Raw genomic sequence first — 17,603 nt, 5'->3', positions numbered from 1 at the left:
GGCGTCCGATAAGTCATCGGCGTCCCGGCACAAAACTGTGCAGCCCGCAAAGCAAAGAGCAAAAGAGCCAATGTGGTTCGTTGGGTTGTTGCAGTAGGACCGGCTTTAGCCGGGAAGGCGGCCGATCTTACGCTGCAATCCGACGGAATCATCGCGTTTTCAGCAATCGAAAGCGTTAGTCAGCCAGTTAAGCGCGGGTGATGTGCCGGGGTCGCCATTGATCGCGACGACGTCGAAGCGACACGGTGAATCGGCCCAGCGCACCTCGCTTTGCAGAAAGGATTGAGCTGCCAAGGTGAGCTTTTGCTGCTTGCGAAAATCGACGCTTTCCAGCGCGCCACCCCAACCGGCGTGGCGACGATACCGAACTTCGACGAATACTACTGTATCGCCGTCGAGCATGACCAGATCAAGCTCGCCGCGTTTGCATGACCAGTTGCGGGTAATCAGCTGCAATCCATGCTGTTGCAGGTGACGCAGGGCGTAGGCTTCGGCCTCGCGCCCTGCCGTTTGACGGGTGGTGCCTGAGGTCAAGGCGCGGTGTCCGGCAGGCGCTGGACCTTGCCATCTACAAACTCTGCCCACGGCAGTTGACGCTCGATGCGCTGGCCCTGACCGATCGCCAGGCTGCCGGACAGGCCATCGATGCGGCTGTCAGGCAGGGTTTTGAGTTGCGTCAATCGTGGCGCCAGACGGTACGCGTCGATGCCCATGGCGTAGAGACGGCCAAGGCTGCCGGCGGCTTGCGGCCATTGAGCGGTCACTTGCTGGCGCAGCGGGTCGTTGGCGTTCAACAGCCAAGGCGTTTCGCAGAAGCGCACACCGTTCAGGTCGTTGTACATCGCCGGGTCGCCGCTGTTGGTGAAGAGGTGCGAAGTGGCATAAACCGGAACATCACCGGCGTACTGGAAGACCATGGTTGGCTTGATTTGTTGAGCCTGTTGAGGCGTTGCAGCTAGGAACATGAAGTCTACGTCCTGGCGACGGGAAGGCTGAGCGGCCATCTGCGTGCCGGTAGCGCTTTGCACACGCTGAGCGCGCCCTTCGCTGTTGCGCAGCTGGAACAGATCGGCAACTTGCTGAGCCAACGCGACTGGCTGGTCGATGCGTTCAGCACCCAACAAGGTACCGCCTTTGGCCTGCCAGCTTTGACGGAAGGCCTCCAGCACGCGATCACCCCATTCACCCTTCGGCACCATGGCAACAGCACTGCGCTTGCCATCGGCCCAGGCGCGACGCGCCACTTCGCGGGCTTCGTCTTCCGCTGCCAGACCGAACTGGAACAGCTCGGCAGGGCCTTGAGTGACTGAATCGCTGTAATTCAGCGCCAGCGTAGTAATCGGCAACTGCGGACGGGCGCTCAACTGTTTAACCAGTGGTTTCTCAAGCGGACCGACCACCAGCTGCACGCCGGCCGCCTTGGCTTGCGCATAGAAGTCGTCCATCGACGTCACGCGGGAGCTGTCGAACACTTCGATCGCCGGTGGCTTCTCGCCGGCCTGCTGAGCTTGATAGTTAGCGGCCATGAAGCCGTCACGCAGAGCGCGCGATACCGCGGCGAGGGGACCGTCTTGCGGCAACAGCAACGCGATTTTGGTCAGCGGCTGGCTCTTCAGGTCACGCAATTGCGCGAGGGCGGTCGGCAGCTGACGTGCCGCCGGGTGCTGCGGGTTCTGCGCCTTCCAGTTGTCGATGGCAGCCTGTTGCTGTTCCAGCGTGCCGGCACCCTTGACCGCGCGGGCCAGGCTCAGCCAGCCGCCGATGTCATCGTTGGCCGAGCTTTGCAGCTGCTCGGGTGGCAATGCGGCAACCAGCGTCCAGATAGCGTCGTTGTTGGCGTTCAAGGCATCGCCTTGCAGCAACGGGCCCATGAACACGCGCTCGCTCGCAGCTGCGAGGGTCTGACCATCTGCTTCAAAAGCCCGGGCGCGAACAGTGTGGGCACGGGTTTGCAGGTCAACCGGCATTTCGCCCAGATGCTGCATGCTCGGGTGGTTGAGGGAAGTCAGCGCAGCTTTCGGCTGGCTACGACCCAGCGCCAGTTCGGCAGACAAGGTGTTGGCGTAGATTTGTTTGTCGGTCTTGAGCTGGTCGATTTGCACCTGCTCGAGGATGCTCGCGGCGCGGCTCGGGTTGTTCTGGCGGGCTGCCAGGTCGGCCGCCGTCAGTTTCAGCAGTGCGGCCTGATCAGGCGACTTGGCCGCTGCGGCCTGTTCGAGCAATTGTTCGATGCTGGCATCGGGGGAGCGAGGCAGTTCGCCAAGGCTAGAGGAGGGCGAACCGGCACAGGCAGCCAGGAGGGCGGCAAGGCAGAGGGCAGAGAACAGCCGCAGGCAAGCGATCATGTGTATGTTCCTGATACTCGAGCAAATTAGCGTGGAAGTGTACCCAAGCACTGGCCGGGGCGCGACGTTGAAGGTGTTAAAGCGTTGATATCGGTCGTCTCCGGGCGCGTCAGTTGACCTGAGTCGCAAGGTCGCGGAGTCGCGGCCGTGATGCCGCGGTTCGAGTTGCTTTTCTGGCCTTACGGGGTGCGACGTCCTGTTTTGTCGGCCGCAGCCTGTACAATGCAGGCTTTTACACAACATGAGGTGTGCGCTTTGACTGCTCCGGGTGCTTCGAATTCCACTACAGGCGCGCTTTATGTGGTGGCCACGCCGATTGGCAACCTGGATGACATGAGCGCCCGTGCCTTGAAGGTGCTGCGCGATGTCTCGCTGATCGCGGCGGAGGATACCCGGCACTCGTTACGGCTGATGCAGCATTTCGGTATCCCCACGCCGTTGGCGGCCTGCCATGAGCACAACGAGCGCGAGGAGGGCAGCCGCTTTATCACACGCTTGCTGGCGGGCGATAACGTTGCGCTGATTTCCGATGCCGGCACGCCGCTCATTTCCGATCCTGGCTACCATCTGGTGCGGCAGGCCCGGGCAGCAGGTATTCAAGTGATCCCGGTCCCGGGCGCCTGCGCCTTGATCGCGGCGCTGTCTGCGGCGGGCCTGCCTTCAGACCGCTTCATCTTCGAAGGCTTCTTGCCGGCCAAATCCGTGGGTCGCAAGGCGCGGCTCGAACTCGTCAAAGAAGAACCCCGCACGCTGATCTTCTATGAAGCGCCCCATCGCATTCTTGAGTGCCTTCAGGACATGGAAGAAATCTTCGGCCCTGACCGTCCCGCGGTGCTCGGCCGCGAATTAACCAAAACGTTCGAAACCCTCAAGGGACTGCCGCTGTCCGAGTTGCGTGCCTTCGTTGAAGGGGACAGCAATCAGCAGCGCGGTGAGTGCGTGGTGCTCGTGGCGGGCTGGAGTGAGCCGGAAGGCGAGGATGCGATTGGCGCCGAAGCGAGGCGGGTGCTGGATCTGCTGCTGGAAGAAATGCCCCTCAAACGTGCCGCCGCACTGGCTGCGGAGATCACAGGCGTACGCAAGAACCTGCTTTATCAGGTGGCGCTGGATAAACAGAAGGGCGTGTGACGGGATGTCGCGGGCGGCTCTGCAAATGGCGCGAGAGCCGATTAAAGCTTGTTCTTGAGCCGTCCTCCCATTAACCTTGGCGGCGGAGAGTCGATTGGACAGTCGCTGCCTTTCATTGTTCTGCAATGAAGGGGGGAGGAAAGTCCGGGCTCCATAGGGCGGAGTGCCAGGTAACGCCTGGGGGGCGCGAGCCTACGGAAAGTGCCACAGAAAATAACCGCCTAAGCACTTCGGTGCCGGTAAGGGTGAAAAGGTGCGGTAAGAGCGCACCGCACGTCTGGCAACAGTTCGTGGCTAGGTAAACCCCACTCGGAGCAAGACCAAATAGGGTTCCAAGGCGTGGCCCGCGCTGGAACCGGGTAGGTTGCTAAAGATGTCCAGTGATGGCCATCGTAGAGGAATGACTGTCCTCGACAGAACCCGGCTTACAGATCGACTCTCCACCTCCTTTTCTTCCCCTCGTTTGTACGATTTATCCCCTCCGGTAATACCAAAAAAATCTTAAACCTCACAAATCACTTTAACTTCGTACGCCATCCTTTTGTTCGTCCTAGGAAATATCCGTCGGACCGATCCGAAATCCGCCATATCTCCTTCGTAAGTGCTCCTAAATATCCGTCCTGTAAGGGTTTTCCTCGTGAAGTCGCCTTGACGGTGTGGTGGGCGCATTCCTATAGTGTGCGCGAGTGGCGGAAAGTGGCGTGAAGTGGGTTTTTTGAGCTCAAAAAGATAATATTTGGAGATCGCGCCGTGTTCCGTGGTGCAAACGCAATCAATCTCGACGCAAAGGGCCGTCTCGCTATGCCGAGCCGGTACCGTGACGAGTTGGATTCGCGTAGCGCAGGGCAGCTGATCGTCACCATTGATACCGTCGACCCGTGCTTATGCATCTATCCGCTTCCGGAATGGGAGCTGATTGAGGCCAAGTTGCGCGAGCTCGCCACATTTCGTGAAGAAAACCGTCGTCTGCAGCGGCTGTTGATCGGTAACGCTGTGGATCTGGAACTGGACGGCAGTGGGCGTTTCCTGGTGCCGCCACGTTTGCGTGAGTACGCCAAGCTCGATAAGCGAGTGATGCTGGTAGGCCAGCTCAACAAGTTTCAACTGTGGGATGAGGACGCCTGGAACGCACTTGCTGATGCGGACCTTGCGGCCATTCAAAAACCGGGTGCGATGCCCGATGAACTGCGTGATTTGATCCTGTGACTACGAATAGCGGCTTTACCCACATCACCGTACTGCTCGAAGAAGCCGTCGAGGCTCTCGCGGTGCGCGCCGATGGCTGCTATCTGGATGGCACCTTTGGGCGTGGCGGGCATAGCCGACTTATATTGCAGAACCTGGGGCCTGAGGGTCGGCTTCTCGGATTCGATAAAGATCCCCAAGCGATTGCCACTGGGCAAGCGCTGGCGGCCGAAGACGGCCGCTTTGTCATTGTGCAGCGCAGCTTTGCTGAACTGGGCGCCGAAGCTCAAGCGCGCGGGTTGGCAGGCAAGGTCAGCGGCATTCTTCTGGACCTCGGTGTGTCTTCGCCTCAGCTGGACGACCCCGAGCGCGGCTTCAGCTTCATGAATGATGGCCCCCTCGACATGCGCATGGACCCGTCCCGCGGTGTCAGTGCAGCCGAGTTCGTCAATACCGCGCCCGCCGAAGAAATCGCCCGCGTTTTCAAAGAATACGGCGAAGAGCGTTTTTCCCGCCGCATGGCAGGCGCCGTCGTGGCCCGCCGCGAGACTCAACCGTTCGAGCGCACCGGCGATCTGGCCGAAGTGCTGAAAGTGGCCAACCCTGCTTGGGAGAAGGGCAAGAATCCGGCGACTCGTGCATTTCAGGGCCTGCGCATTCACGTCAACAACGAACTGGGCGATCTGGAAGCAGGTCTTGAGGCTGCGCTGGAAGTCCTCGAAGTGGGTGGCCGTCTGGTGATCATCAGCTTTCACTCGCTGGAAGACCGTATCGTTAAATTGTTCATGCGCAAACTGGTCAAGGGCGAAGCCGACAACCTGCCACGCAACCTGCCGATCCGTCATCAGGCGTTCGAGCCGCGTATCAAATTGATCGGCAAGGCGCAGTTTGCGTCCGATGATGAAACCCGCGCCAATCCGCGTTCGCGCAGCGCCGTCATGCGCGTCGCGGAGAAACTCCGATGAGCCGCGGTTTCTTCAAGCCCCTGCCGGGCGGCAGCTTCTTCATGCTGATGCTGTTTATCGCCGTGCTGGTGTCGGCGATCGGTGTGGCGTACAGCGCGCACTGGAACCGGCAGTTGCTCAACTCCCTTTACGGTGAACTCAGTGTGCGCGACAAGGCGCAGGCCGAGTGGGGCCGCCTGATTCTTGAACAAAGCACCTGGACCGCCCACAGCCGTATCGAAGCCCTGGCCACCGATCAGCTGAAAATGCGCATCCCGAACGCCGCCGATATCCGGATGGTGTCGCCATGATGAAACTCGAAGGGGCGCTCTACCCGTGGCGGTTCCGTGTCGTGGTCGGCCTGCTGTCAGTCATGGTCATCGCCATCTGCTATCGCATTGTCGACCTGCAAGTCATTGACCATCGCTTCCTGATCGAACAGGGCGATGCGCGCAGCCTGCGTACCGTTTCGATTCCTGCCCACCGTGGTCTGATCACCGACCGCAATGGTGAGCCCCTTGCCGTCAGTACGCCGGTCACTACCATTTGGGCGAACCCGTCCGAAATGCAGGCCGACAAGACCAAGTGGGGCCAACTCGCGCAGGCGCTGGGGCAGGATCCCAAGGCACTGACGGATCGCCTCAACGAGCAGGCAAGCAAAGAATTCATCTACCTGGTCCGCGGCCTGACCCCGGAGCAGGGTCAGTCGGTGCTCGATCTGAAAGTCCCGGGCGTTTACGGCAAGGAAGAATTCCGCCGTTTCTACCCGGCGGGCGATGTCACTGCGCACATGGTCGGCTTTACCGACCTCGACGATCACGGCCGTGAAGGCGTAGAGCTGGCGTATGAAGACTGGCTCGCCGGCGTCCCCGGCAAGCGGCAGGTCATCAAGGACCGGCGCGGCAGGATGATCAAAGACCTGCAAGTGAAGAAAAACGCCAAGGCCGGCAAGACCTTGGCTTTGTCTATTGATCTGCGCCTGCAATACCTGGCGACCCGCGAGCTGCGTAACGCGATTCAGGAAAACGACGCCAAGGCCGGCAGCCTGGTGATCATGGACGTGAAGACAGGCGAAGTGCTGGCGATGGTCAACCAGCCGACTTACAACCCGAACAACCGTCGCACCATGGTTCCGGCCGCGATGCGCAACCGCGCGATCATCGATGTGTTCGAGCCGGGTTCGACCATGAAGCCGATCTCCATGACCGCTGCATTGGAAAGTGGCCGCTGGAAGCCGAGCGACAAGGTCGAGGTATACCCGGGCACGTTGCAGATCGGTAAATACACCATCCGTGACGTCACCAAAACCGAAGGCCCGATCCTCGACCTGACCGGCATCCTGATCAACTCCAGTAACGTCGGCATGAGTAAAGTCGCGTTCGATGTGGGTGGCGAAGCGATTTTCCGCGCCATGCAGCGTGTGGGCCTGGGTCAATACACCGGCCTCGGCTTTCCGGGTGAGCGCGTCGGCAACCTGCCCAACTACCGCGAGTGGCGCAAGGCTGAAACCGCAACGCTGTCGTACGGCTACGGCCTGTCGGTCACAGCGCTGCAGTTGGTGCACGCTTATGCGGCATTGGCCAACAACGGCAAGATTGTCCCGCTGACCATTCTCAAGACCGATAATCCAGCCGAATCGGTTCAGGCCATTCCGGAAGCGACGGCCAAGACCGTGCAGGGCATGTTGCAGCAAGTGATCGAAGACCCGCGCGGCGTTTACCGTGCGCGCGTTCCGTCGTATCACGTGGCGGGCAAGTCCGGTACCGCGCGGAAAACGTCCGTGGGCACCAAGGGCTACGCCGAAAATTCCTATCGTTCGCTGTTCGCCGGTTTCGGCCCGATGAGCAACCCGCGTTACGCGGTCGTTGTGGTCATCGATGAGCCGAGCAAAGGCGGCTACTTCGGTGGTCTGGTTTCCGCTCCAGTGTTCAGCAAGGTGATGTCGGGCACCCTGCGCTTGATGAACGTGCGCCCGGACAACCTCGCGCCGGTTCCACCTGAGCAACAAGCCAACGCCGTGCCCGCCGTCGCTCCAGTCAAGGGAGGACGTGGCTGATGTCTTTGAATTTGAGCAAGCTGTTTGCGCAGTGCAATCGCGATCTGCTGATTCGCGAACTGACCCTCGACAGCCGCAAAGTGCGTCCGGGCGATTTGTTTCTGGCGATTCCGGGCCTCAAGATCGACGGCCGCGAGCACATCACTGACGCCATCGCCCATGGCGCGGCCGCCATCGCTTACGAAGCCGAAGGCGCCAAGGTGCTGCCGATCACCGACATTCCGATGATTCCGGTCAAAGGCCTGGCAGCACAGCTGTCCGACATCGCCGGGCGCTTCTATGGCGACCCTAGCCGCAACCTGAACCTGATCGGCGTGACCGGCACAAACGGCAAAACCAGCGTGACTCAGTTGGTGGCGCAGGCGTTGGACACGCTTGGACAGCACTGCGGCATCATCGGTACGCTGGGCACCGGCTTCTATAGCGAGCTGAAAAGCGGCATTCACACCACGCCGGATCCGATCTCCGTGCAGTCGACCCTGTATGACCTGAAAAGGGCCGGGGCCAAAGCGGTTGCCATGGAAGTCTCGTCCCACGGGCTGGATCAGGGTCGGGTGACCGCGCTGGCTTTCGACGTGGCGGTGATGACCAATCTGTCCCGTGACCATCTCGATTACCACGGCACCATGGAGGCGTACGCGGCCGCCAAGGCCAAGTTGTTCGCCTGGAGTGACCTGCGCTGCCGTGTGGTCAATCTTGACGACGCATTTGGTCGACAGCTCGCTGCGGCGCCTCACCCTTCGCGCCTGGTGACTTACAGCCTGGAAGACAGCAGTGCTTATCTGTTCTGCCGTGACGCGCATTTCGATGACGACGGCGTGCGCGCGACCCTGGTAACGCCCCAGGGCAGCCATGCGTTGCGCAGCAGCCTGCTGGGCCGTTTCAACCTGAGTAATGTGCTGGCTGCGGTCGGCGCGTTGATGGGCCTTGATTATCCGCTCGACGACATCTTGAAAGTACTGCCGACGCTGGAAGGCCCTGCTGGCCGGATGCAGCGTCTGGGCGGTGGTTCACGTCCGCTGGTGGTGGTCGATTACGCCCACACCCCTGACGCGCTGGAAAAAGTGCTCGCGGCGTTGCGTCCCCATGCAAAAGGTCAACTGACCTGCCTGTTCGGCTGCGGCGGCGATCGCGATCGCGGCAAGCGCCCGCTGATGGCGGAAGTGGTCGAGCGTCTGGCCGACAAAGTGCTGGTCACCGACGACAACCCGCGCAGCGAAGACCCGTCCCGTATTTTCGATGACATCCGTACCGGATTCGTCTCGGCTAACGCAGTGGATTTCGTTGCCGGGCGTGGTCAGGCCATCGCGCAAATCGTTGCACAGGCGTCCGCCGCCGATGTGATCGTGCTGGCCGGCAAGGGCCACGAGGATTACCAGGAAATCAACGGAGAGCGTCAGCCGTTTTCCGATCTTGAAGAAGCCACCAAAGCGCTCGACGCCTGGGAGGCTGCACATGCTTAAGCCGCTCTCGTTCAGCGAGCTGCTGGTGCCGCTCGACGCACGTCGTGTCGGCCATGACTGCAGTTTTTCCGGTGTCAGTATCGACAGCCGTGCGATCACGCCCGGCCAATTGTTCGTGGCGCTGACCGGCCCGCGTTTTGATGGGCACGATTACCTCGATCAAGTAGCCGCCAAAGGGGCGGTTGGCGCGCTGGTTGAGCGCGAGGTCCCGTGCAGTTCGCTGCCGCAGTTGATCGTCACCGATACCCGCAAAGCCCTCGCGCAACTCGGCGCGCTGAACCGCAATGCCTTTATAGACAAGCCGGTCGCTGCGATCACCGGTTCCAGCGGCAAGACCACCGTGAAGGAAATGCTTGCGAGCATCCTGCGCACCCGTGGTCCTGTGCTGGCGACGCGGGGGAACCTGAACAACGAACTCGGCGTGCCGCTGACGCTGCTGGAGTTGGCGCCGGAATTCGAAGCCGCGGTCATTGAGCTGGGCGCATCCCGTGTGGGCGAGATCGCGTTTACCGTCAGCCTGACCAAGCCCCACGTCTCTGTCCTGACTAATGCCGGGACCGCTCATGTGGGCGAGTTTGGCGGTCCGGAAAAGATCGTTGAAGCCAAGGGTGAGATCATCGAAGGCCTGGACGCTCGCGGTACTGCGGTGCTGAACCTTGACGACAAGGCGTTCGATATCTGGGTGGCTCGCGCCGGCTCGCGCAAGGTGTTGAGCTTCGCGCTCAACAACAGCCGTGCTGACTTCTACGCCAGCGACCTGGGCATCGATGCGCGCGGTTGCCCGGCGTTTACGCTAAACACCCCGAACGGCTCCGCGCCGGTGCAATTGAACCTGCTCGGCACCCACAACGTTGCCAATGCATTGGCCGCGGCCGCTGCTGCCCACGCGCTGGATGTATCGCTGGCAGGCATCGTCACCGGGCTCGACAACGTACAGCCGGTCAAAGGCCGCACCGTCGCGCAACTCGCGCCGAGCGGCATGCGCGTCATTGATGACACTTACAACGCCAACCCCACTTCCGTCGCTGCCGCGACCGACATCCTCACCGGTTTCCCGGGCCGCAAGGTTCTGGTGCTGGGCGATATCGGCGAGCTGGGCGCCTGGGCGGAGCAGGGCCATCGCGATGTCGGCGAATACGCAGTCGGCAAAGTCGACGCCCTGTATGCCGTCGGTCCGTTGATGGCCCATGCGGTCAAGGCTTTCGGGCAGGATGCCCGCCATTTTGAAACTCAGGCCGAGCTGATCGAAGCCCTCGGCGCCGAGCACGATAAAAACACCACCATTTTGATTAAAGGTTCACGCAGCGCTGCGATGGAAAACGTCGTAGCGGCCTTATGCGGAACACGCCTGGAGAAACATTAATGCTGCTGCTGCTGGCCGAGTATCTGCAACAGTTCTACAAAGGCTTTGCGGTCTTTCAGTACCTGACCCTGCGCGGGATTCTTGGCGTGCTCACTGCATTGTCACTTTCCCTGTGCCTGGGCCCGTGGATGATCCGCGCCCTGCAGAGCAAGCAGATCGGTCAATCCGTGCGCAACGACGGACCTCAATCGCACCTGTCCAAGTCCGGCACGCCGACCATGGGTGGCGCGCTGATTCTGTCTGCAATTGGCATCGCCACGTTGTTGTGGGCCGACCTGAGCAACCGCTACGTGTGGGTCGTGCTGATCGTCACGTTGCTGTTTGGCGCCATCGGCTGGGTCGACGACTACCGCAAAGTGATCGAGAAGAACTCGCGAGGCCTGCCGAGCCGCTGGAAATACTTCTGGCAATCGGTGTTCGGCCTGGGCGCGGCGATCTTCCTTTATATGACTGCGCAATCGCCAGTGGAAACCACGCTGCTGGTGCCGATGCTCAAAGACTTCAGCATCCCGATGGGCATTGGTTTCATCGTGCTGACCTACTTCGTCATCGTCGGCTCCAGCAACGCCGTGAACCTGACCGATGGCCTCGACGGCTTGGCGATCATGCCAACCGTGATGGTCGGCGGCGCGCTGGGGATCTTCTGCTACCTGTCGGGTAACGTGAAGTTCGCGGAATACCTGCTGATCCCTTACGTGCCGGGCGCGGGCGAGCTGATTGTGTTCTGTGGCGCGCTGATCGGTGCGGGTCTGGGCTTCCTCTGGTTCAACACCTACCCGGCTCAGGTCTTTATGGGCGACGTCGGTGCACTGGCACTGGGCGCGGCATTAGGCACCATCGCGGTCATCGTCCGTCAGGAAATCGTCCTGTTCATCATGGGCGGCGTTTTCGTAATGGAAACCCTGTCAGTCGTCATTCAGGTCGCATCGTTTAAGTTGACCGGCCGCCGCGTTTTCCGCATGGCGCCCATCCATCACCACTTTGAACTCAAGGGCTGGCCCGAGCCGCGTGTGATCGTCCGTTTCTGGATCATCACCGTGATTCTGGTGTTGGTCGGCCTTGCCACGTTGAAACTGAGGTAGAACGAGTGTCACTGATCGCTTCTGACCACTTCCGCATCGTTGTCGGCCTCGGCAAGAGCGGCATGTCCCTGGTTCGCTTCCTGGCGAACCGGGGCGTGTCGTTTGCTGTCGCCGATACGCGGGAGCACCCGCCAGAACTCGCGACGTTGCGCCGTGATTACCCGCAGGTCGAAGTGCGCTGTGGTGCGCTGGACGTTGAATTCCTGTGCCGCGCCGATGAGCTGTATGTCAGCCCCGGTCTGGCGCTGGCCACCCCGGCCCTGCAGCAAGCGGCCATGCGCGGCGTGAAGCTGTCCGGCGACATCGAGCTGTTCGCTCGCAATGCCAAGGCGCCGATCGTGGCCATCAGCGGATCGAACGCGAAAAGCACGGTCACCACGCTGGTGGGCGACATGGCGGCGGCAGCGGGCAAGCGTGTTGCTGTGGGCGGCAATCTCGGCACGCCGGCGCTGGATCTGCTCAGCGATGACGTGGAGCTGTATGTAATGGAGCTGTCGAGCTTCCAGCTGGAAACCACCGATCAGCTCGGCGCTGAAGTGGCGACCGTGCTGAACATCAGCGAAGACCACATGGACCGCTACACCGGCCTGCCGGCTTATCACCTGGCCAAGCACCGGATTTTCCGTGGCGCGCGGCAGGTGGTGGTCAATCGTCAGGACGCGCTGACCCGCCCGCTGATCGGTGAAGGCGTACCGTGCTGGACCTTCGGTTTGAACAAGCCCGACAGAAACGGCTTTGGCTTGCGCGAGGAGAGCGGCGAGAAATATCTGGCCTTCCAGTTCGACAACCTGCTGCCGGTCCGCGAGCTGAAAATCCGTGGCGGCCACAATCAGGCCAACGCCCTTGCTGCGCTGGCGCTGGGTCATGCGGTGGGCCTGCCGTTCGACGCCATGCTTGCCAGCCTCAAGACATTTGCAGGTCTCGTTCATCGCTGCCAGTGGCTGCGTGCGCTCAACGGCGTGAATTACTACGACGACTCCAAAGCGACCAACGTCGGTGCTGCACTGGCAGCGATCGAAGGCCTTGGCGCCGACATCGACGGCAAGCTGGTGCTGATTGCCGGCGGCGATGGCAAGGGCGCGGATTTCACCCCGCTGAAAGCCCCGGTTGCCGCCCATTGCCGCGCCGTGGTCCTGCTGGGCCGCGATGCGGATTTGCTCGCCGCGACCTTCGGCGATTCGGTGCCTCTGGTACGCGTCACTACATTGGAAGAAGCCGTGCAACGTGCTGCTGATATCGCTCTGGAAGGGGACGCCGTATTGCTGTCGCCCGCCTGCGCAAGCCTGGACATGTTCAAGAATTTCGAAGAGCGCGGACAACTGTTCGCCCGGGCCGTGGGGGACTTGTCATGATTTTTGGCGTGATCAAGCCGTACCCGTCGCCGATCATCAGCGGCCGTGGCGTTGACGTCGATTTCCCGATGCTCGCCGGTTGCCTCGCGTTGCTGGGCCTGGGCCTGGTCATGATCACTTCCGCATCGTCGGAAGTGGCCGCCGTGCAGTCGGGCAACGCGCTGTACATGATGACCCGTCACCTGATCTATCTGGTGCTGGGCCTGATCGCCTGCGTCGCGACCATGATGGTGCCGGTCGCCACCTGGCAGCGTCTGGGCTGGCTGATGCTGATCGGCGCGTTCGGTCTGCTGATCGCGGTGATCGTGCCCGGCATCGGGCGCGAGGTGAACGGTTCGATGCGCTGGATCGGCTTCGGCATGTTCAACGTGCAGCCGTCGGAAATCGCCAAAGTCTTCGTGGTGATTTTCCTCGCCGGTTACCTGATTCGTCGCCAGCAGGAAGTGCGCGAGAGCTGGATGGGCTTCTTCAAGCCGTTCATCGTGCTGCTGCCGATGGCGGGTCTGCTGCTGATGGAGCCGGACTTCGGCGCCACGGTCGTGATGATGGGCGCAGCGGCGGCAATGTTGTTTCTCGGCGGCGTGGGCCTTTTCCGTTTCAGCCTGATGGTCGCGTTGGCGGTCGGTGCGGTGTTCGTGCTGGTTCAGGCTCAGCCGTACCGGATGGCGCGTCTGATTACCTTCACTGACCCGTGGTCCGATCAGTTCGGTTCCGGCTACCAGCTGACCCAGGCACTGATCGCCTTCGGGCGCGGTGAATGGTTCGGCGTCGGCCTGGGCAACAGCGTGCAGAAGCAGTTCTACCTGCCGGAAGCACACACTGACTTCGTGTTCTCGGTACTCGCCGAAGAGCTGGGCGTGGTGGGTTCGCTGGCCACGGTCGGGCTGTTTGTGTTCGTGAGTATCCGTGCGATGTACATCGGCATGTGGGCCGAGCGCGCCAAGCAGTTTTTCGCCGCGTACACCGCGTATGGCCTGGCCTTCCTGTGGATTGGTCAGTTCCTGATCAACATCGGCGTGAACGTCGGTTTGCTGCCGACCAAGGGCCTGACCCTGCCGTTCCTCAGCTACGGCGGCAGTTCGTTGATTATCTGCTGCGCCAGCCTGGGCCTGTTGCTGCGCATCGAGTGGGAATCGCGCAACAACATGGGCAGTGAAGAAGCCGAGTTCCAGGAAAGCGACTTTGCCGAGGAGCCGACCCATGGCCGCCGGTAACGTTTTGATCATGGCGGGCGGCACCGGTGGCCACGTGTTCCCGGCGCTGGCGTGCGCCCGTGAGTTCCAGGCCCGTGGTTACACCGTGCATTGGCTGGGGACGCCACGCGGCATCGAAAACGAGCTGGTCCCCGCGGCTGGTTTGAAGCTGCACTTGATCAACGTCACCGGTTTGCGTGGCAAGGGGCGCCTGTCGTTGCTCAAGGCGCCGTTCATGTTGCTCAAGGCGTTGTTGCAGGCGCGCAGGATCGTGGGCGAGTTGAAGCCGGTCTGCGTCGTCGGTTTCGGCGGTTATGTGACAGGCCCTGGTGGTCTGGCGGCGAAGCTCGCCGGTGTGCCGCTGATCATCCATGAGCAGAACGCTGTCGCGGGGACGGCCAATCGCAGCCTGGCGTCCTTCGCGGCGCGGGTGTGTGAAGCGTTCCCGCAGACCTTCGCCGCATCGGCCAAGCGTCGCACCACCGGTAACCCGGTGCGCGCCGAGCTGTTTTTCGAAACACCGCGCCAGACCCTGATCGGCCGCCGGCCGCGTTTGCTGGTGCTGGGTGGAAGCCTGGGCGCCGAGCCGCTGAACAAATTGCTGCCGGAAGCCCTGGCGCAAGTGCCTGCCGACATCCGCCCTGAAGTGTTTCACCAGGCCGGCAAGCATCACGATGAAGTGACCGCCGAGCGGTACCGCGCCGCCGGTGTCGAGGCGCAGGTCGCCCCGTTCATCAAAGACATGGCCCAGGCCTATGGCTGGGCGGATCTGGTGGTCTGCCGCGCAGGTGCGTTGACCGTCAGTGAACTGGCTGCTGCCGGGCTGCCGTCGTTGCTGGTGCCTTTGCCCCACGCGATCGACGATCACCAGTCGCGCAACGCCGAATATCTGGCTCGCGAGGGCGCTGCCTTCGTCATGCCGCAAGCGACAACTGGCGCCGCCGAAATGGCCGCTCGCCTGAAAGAGGTTTTGATGCAACCCGAACAATTGAACCGCATGGCCGTCACCGCTCGCCAACTGGCCAAGCCTGATGCCACCAACACCGTCGTCGACATCTGCCTGGAGGTGGCCCATGGTTGAGAATCAACGCGCCATGCCACAGCCGGAAATGCGCCGCATCCGTCGTATCCACTTCGTGGGCATTGGCGGCGTGGGCATGTGCGGGATCGCCGAAGTGTTGCTGAACCTGGGCTATGACGTGTCCGGTTCCGACCTCAAGGCTTCGCCGGTGACCGAGCGTCTCGAATCGTTTGGCGCGCAGATCTTCATCGGCCATCGCGCAGAAAACGCTTCGACGGCGGACGTGCTGGTGGTGTCCAGCGCAGTGAACACCTCCAACCCGGAAGTGGCCACTGCCCTTGAGCGTCGCATTCCCGTGGTGCCACGGGCCGAAATGCTGGCCGAACTGATGCGCTATCGCCACGGCATTGCGGTCGCCGGTACCCACGGCAAAACCACGACCACCAGCCTGATCGCTTCGGTGTTCGCGGCCGGTGGCCTTGATCCGACCTTCGTGATCGGCGGGCGTCTGAACGCTGCCGGCACCAACGCCCAGCTCGGCACTAGCCGTTACCTGATCGCCGAAGCCGACGAAAGCGACGCGAGCTTCCTGCACCTGCAGCCGCTGGTGGCCGTGGTCACCAACATCGACGCCGACCACATGGCGACCTACGAAGGCGACTTCAACAAGCTGAAGAAGACCTTCGTCGAATTCCTGCACAACCTGCCGTTCTACGGTCTGGCCGTGGTTTGCATCGACGATCCGGTGGTGCGCGACATCCTGCCTTCGGTCAAGCGTCCAATCATGACCTACGGCTTCGATGACGCCGCCGACGTGCGCGCGATCAATGTACGTCAGGACGGCATGCACACACACTTCACCGTGCTGCGTCGTGACCGCGAGCCGCTGGACGTGTCGGTCAACATGCCGGGCAAGCACAACGTGCTGAATTCGCTGGCGACCATCGCCATCGCCACTGACGAGGGCGTCTCTGACGAAGCCATCATTCAGGGGCTGTCGGGTTTCCAGGGTGTCGGTCGTCGTTTCCAAGTCTATGGCGAGCTGCCGGTGGAAGGCGGCAACGTGATGCTGGTCGACGACTACGGTCATCACCCGCGCGAAGTGGCTGCCGTGATTAATGCCGTGCGCGGTGGCTGGCCGGACCGTCGTCTGGTCATGGTCTACCAGCCGCACCGCTACAGCCGCACCCGCGATCTGTACGACGATTTCGTGCAGGTGCTCAACGAGGCCAACGTGCTGCTGCTGATGGAAGTCTATCCCGCCGGTGAAGAGCCGATTCCGGGCGCGGACAGCCGTCAGTTGGCCCACAGCATTCGTCAGCGCGGTCAGCTTGATCCGATCTACATCGAGCGTGGCGTCGAACTGGCCCCGCTGGTCAAACCGCTGCTGCGCGCCGGCGACATTCTGCTGTGCCAGGGCGCCGGCGACATCGGCGGGCTCGCACCGCAATTGCTGAAAAGCCCGCTGTTCACCGGCGCCATCGTGGCCTCAACCGAAGGTAAGCTGAAATGACAGCCGCCCTGCAGTCCGCCCTGTTCTCGACGCTGGAGCCGAAACGCTTCGGGCGCGTCGCCGTGCTGTTTGGCGGCAAGAGCGCGGAGCGGGAGGTTTCCCTGAAATCCGGCGGCGCGGTGCTTGAAGCCCTGCAAAGCGCAGGCGTCGATGCGTTCGGTATCGACGTGGGCGAGGATTTCCTGCAGCGGCTGGTCAGCGAAACAATCGATCGCGCGTTCATTGTGCTGCACGGTCGCGGCGGCGAAGACGGCACCATGCAGGGTCTGCTGGAATGCCTGGAAATCCCTTACACCGGCAGCGGCGTACTCGCGTCGGCGCTGGCGATGGACAAGCTGCGCACCAAGCAGGTCTGGCAGAGTCTCGGCTTGCCGACACCCCGTCACGCCGTGCTGAGCAGCGAGGCGGATTGTATTTCTGCGGCGACGGAACTGGGCTTTCCTTTAATCGTCAAACCCGCCCATGAAGGTTCCAGTATCGGTATGGCCAAGGTGACCGGCGTCGACGAATTGATCGCTGCCTGGAATACCGCCAGTACCTACGATTCGCAAGTGTTGGTTGAACAATGGATTGAAGGTCCGGAGTTCACCATCGCCTCTCTGCGTGGGCAGGTATTGCCTCCCATCGGTCTGGGTACTCCCCACAGTTTTTACGACTACGACGCCAAATACCTCGCTTCCGATACCCAGTACCGGATTCCGTGCGGCCTCGATGCAGCCAAAGAAGATGAACTCAAGGCACTCACGGCTCGGGCCTGTGAAGCGGTCGGCATTGCCGGCTGGGCGCGCACCGATGTCATGCAGGACGCTAACGGCAAATTCTGGTTGCTGGAAGTGAACACCGTTCCCGGCATGACCGATCACAGTCTTGTGCCCATGGCCGCACGTGCTGCCGGGCTCGATTTCCAACAGTTGGTGTTGGCGATTCTGGCCGACAGTGTCCAGGTGCGAGGGTAAAT

At 61.7% G+C, this 17,603-nt stretch carries 15 protein-coding genes and 1 other RNA gene; 14 read left to right on the top strand and 2 right to left on the bottom strand.

Annotated elements, in window-relative coordinates:
• Positions 1-159 precede the first annotated feature (159 nt).
• On the bottom strand, positions 160-534 hold the full coding sequence (locus FX982_RS02900) for a YraN family protein (protein ID WP_172609580.1): 375 nt from the start codon (positions 532-534) through the stop codon (positions 160-162).
• Positions 531-2,345 (bottom strand): penicillin-binding protein activator, encoded by a 1,815-nt coding sequence (locus FX982_RS02895; protein ID WP_172609579.1) that lies wholly within the window; start codon positions 2,343-2,345, stop codon positions 531-533. The genes FX982_RS02900 and FX982_RS02895 overlap by 4 nt, the downstream gene beginning before the upstream one ends.
• A gap of 222 nt (positions 2,346-2,567) precedes the next feature.
• On the opposite strand from FX982_RS02895, the gene rsmI reads away from it, so the two are divergent.
• The 14 genes from rsmI (at position 2,568) to FX982_RS02825 (ending at position 17,601) form a co-directional block, all read left to right on the top strand.
• Entirely contained in the window at positions 2,568-3,473 is a 906-nt protein-coding gene (gene rsmI, locus FX982_RS02890) for a 16S rRNA (cytidine(1402)-2'-O)-methyltransferase (RefSeq protein WP_172612964.1), read from the top strand.
• A gap of 86 nt (positions 3,474-3,559) precedes the next feature.
• An RNA gene (gene rnpB, locus FX982_RS02885) (RNase P RNA component class A) lies at positions 3,560-3,917 on the top strand.
• A 306-nt stretch (positions 3,918-4,223) separates the two neighbouring features.
• Positions 4,224-4,679 carry a division/cell wall cluster transcriptional repressor MraZ gene (mraZ, locus tag FX982_RS02880; RefSeq protein ID WP_037017349.1) on the top strand — a complete coding sequence of 152 codons (456 nt, stop codon included), beginning with the start codon at positions 4,224-4,226 and terminating at the stop codon, positions 4,677-4,679.
• Positions 4,676-5,623: a 16S rRNA (cytosine(1402)-N(4))-methyltransferase RsmH gene (gene rsmH, locus FX982_RS02875; RefSeq protein WP_172609578.1), complete on the top strand. Its 948-nt coding sequence runs from the start codon at positions 4,676-4,678 to the stop codon at positions 5,621-5,623. The genes mraZ and rsmH overlap by 4 nt, the downstream gene beginning before the upstream one ends.
• On the top strand, positions 5,620-5,913 hold the full coding sequence (gene ftsL / locus FX982_RS02870; protein WP_037014701.1) for a cell division protein FtsL: 294 nt from the start codon (positions 5,620-5,622) through the stop codon (positions 5,911-5,913). Before rsmH ends, ftsL begins: the two co-directional genes overlap by 4 nt.
• The gene (locus tag FX982_RS02865; RefSeq protein ID WP_206084628.1) at positions 5,913-7,658 is read left to right on the top strand and encodes a peptidoglycan D,D-transpeptidase FtsI family protein; all 1,746 of its coding nucleotides are present in this window, start codon (positions 5,913-5,915) and stop codon (positions 7,656-7,658) included. The genes ftsL and FX982_RS02865 overlap by 1 nt, the downstream gene beginning before the upstream one ends.
• Positions 7,658-9,121: a UDP-N-acetylmuramoyl-L-alanyl-D-glutamate--2,6-diaminopimelate ligase gene (locus FX982_RS02860; RefSeq protein ID WP_172609577.1), complete on the top strand. Its 1,464-nt coding sequence runs from the start codon at positions 7,658-7,660 to the stop codon at positions 9,119-9,121. The genes FX982_RS02865 and FX982_RS02860 overlap by 1 nt, the downstream gene beginning before the upstream one ends.
• Positions 9,114-10,484 carry a UDP-N-acetylmuramoyl-tripeptide--D-alanyl-D-alanine ligase gene (locus FX982_RS02855; protein ID WP_172609576.1) on the top strand — a complete coding sequence of 457 codons (1,371 nt, stop codon included), beginning with the start codon at positions 9,114-9,116 and terminating at the stop codon, positions 10,482-10,484. The genes FX982_RS02860 and FX982_RS02855 overlap by 8 nt, the downstream gene beginning before the upstream one ends.
• Entirely contained in the window at positions 10,484-11,566 is a 1,083-nt protein-coding gene (gene mraY, locus FX982_RS02850) for a phospho-N-acetylmuramoyl-pentapeptide-transferase (RefSeq protein ID WP_122535936.1), read from the top strand. Before FX982_RS02855 ends, mraY begins: the two co-directional genes overlap by 1 nt.
• Before the next feature lie 5 nt (positions 11,567-11,571).
• On the top strand, positions 11,572-12,918 hold the full coding sequence (gene murD / locus FX982_RS02845; protein ID WP_172609575.1) for a UDP-N-acetylmuramoyl-L-alanine--D-glutamate ligase: 1,347 nt from the start codon (positions 11,572-11,574) through the stop codon (positions 12,916-12,918).
• Entirely contained in the window at positions 12,915-14,132 is a 1,218-nt protein-coding gene (ftsW, locus tag FX982_RS02840; RefSeq protein WP_037014687.1) for a putative lipid II flippase FtsW, read from the top strand. The genes murD and ftsW overlap by 4 nt, the downstream gene beginning before the upstream one ends.
• Positions 14,119-15,192 (top strand): undecaprenyldiphospho-muramoylpentapeptide beta-N-acetylglucosaminyltransferase, encoded by a 1,074-nt coding sequence (murG, locus tag FX982_RS02835; protein WP_172609574.1) that lies wholly within the window; start codon positions 14,119-14,121, stop codon positions 15,190-15,192. Before ftsW ends, murG begins: the two co-directional genes overlap by 14 nt.
• A complete protein-coding gene (gene murC / locus FX982_RS02830; RefSeq protein ID WP_122535939.1) occupies positions 15,185-16,645 on the top strand; it encodes a UDP-N-acetylmuramate--L-alanine ligase in 1,461 nt (486 codons plus the stop codon). The genes murG and murC overlap by 8 nt, the downstream gene beginning before the upstream one ends.
• Positions 16,642-17,601: a D-alanine--D-alanine ligase gene (locus FX982_RS02825; protein ID WP_172609573.1), complete on the top strand. Its 960-nt coding sequence runs from the start codon at positions 16,642-16,644 to the stop codon at positions 17,599-17,601. The genes murC and FX982_RS02825 overlap by 4 nt, the downstream gene beginning before the upstream one ends.
• Positions 17,602-17,603: the final 2 nt, after the last annotated feature.

The sequence above is a fragment of the Pseudomonas graminis genome, from assembly GCF_013201545.1.
Taxonomy (GTDB): Bacteria; Pseudomonadota; Gammaproteobacteria; order Pseudomonadales; family Pseudomonadaceae; genus Aquipseudomonas.
This window is presented reverse-complemented; position numbering and strand designations above follow the sequence as displayed.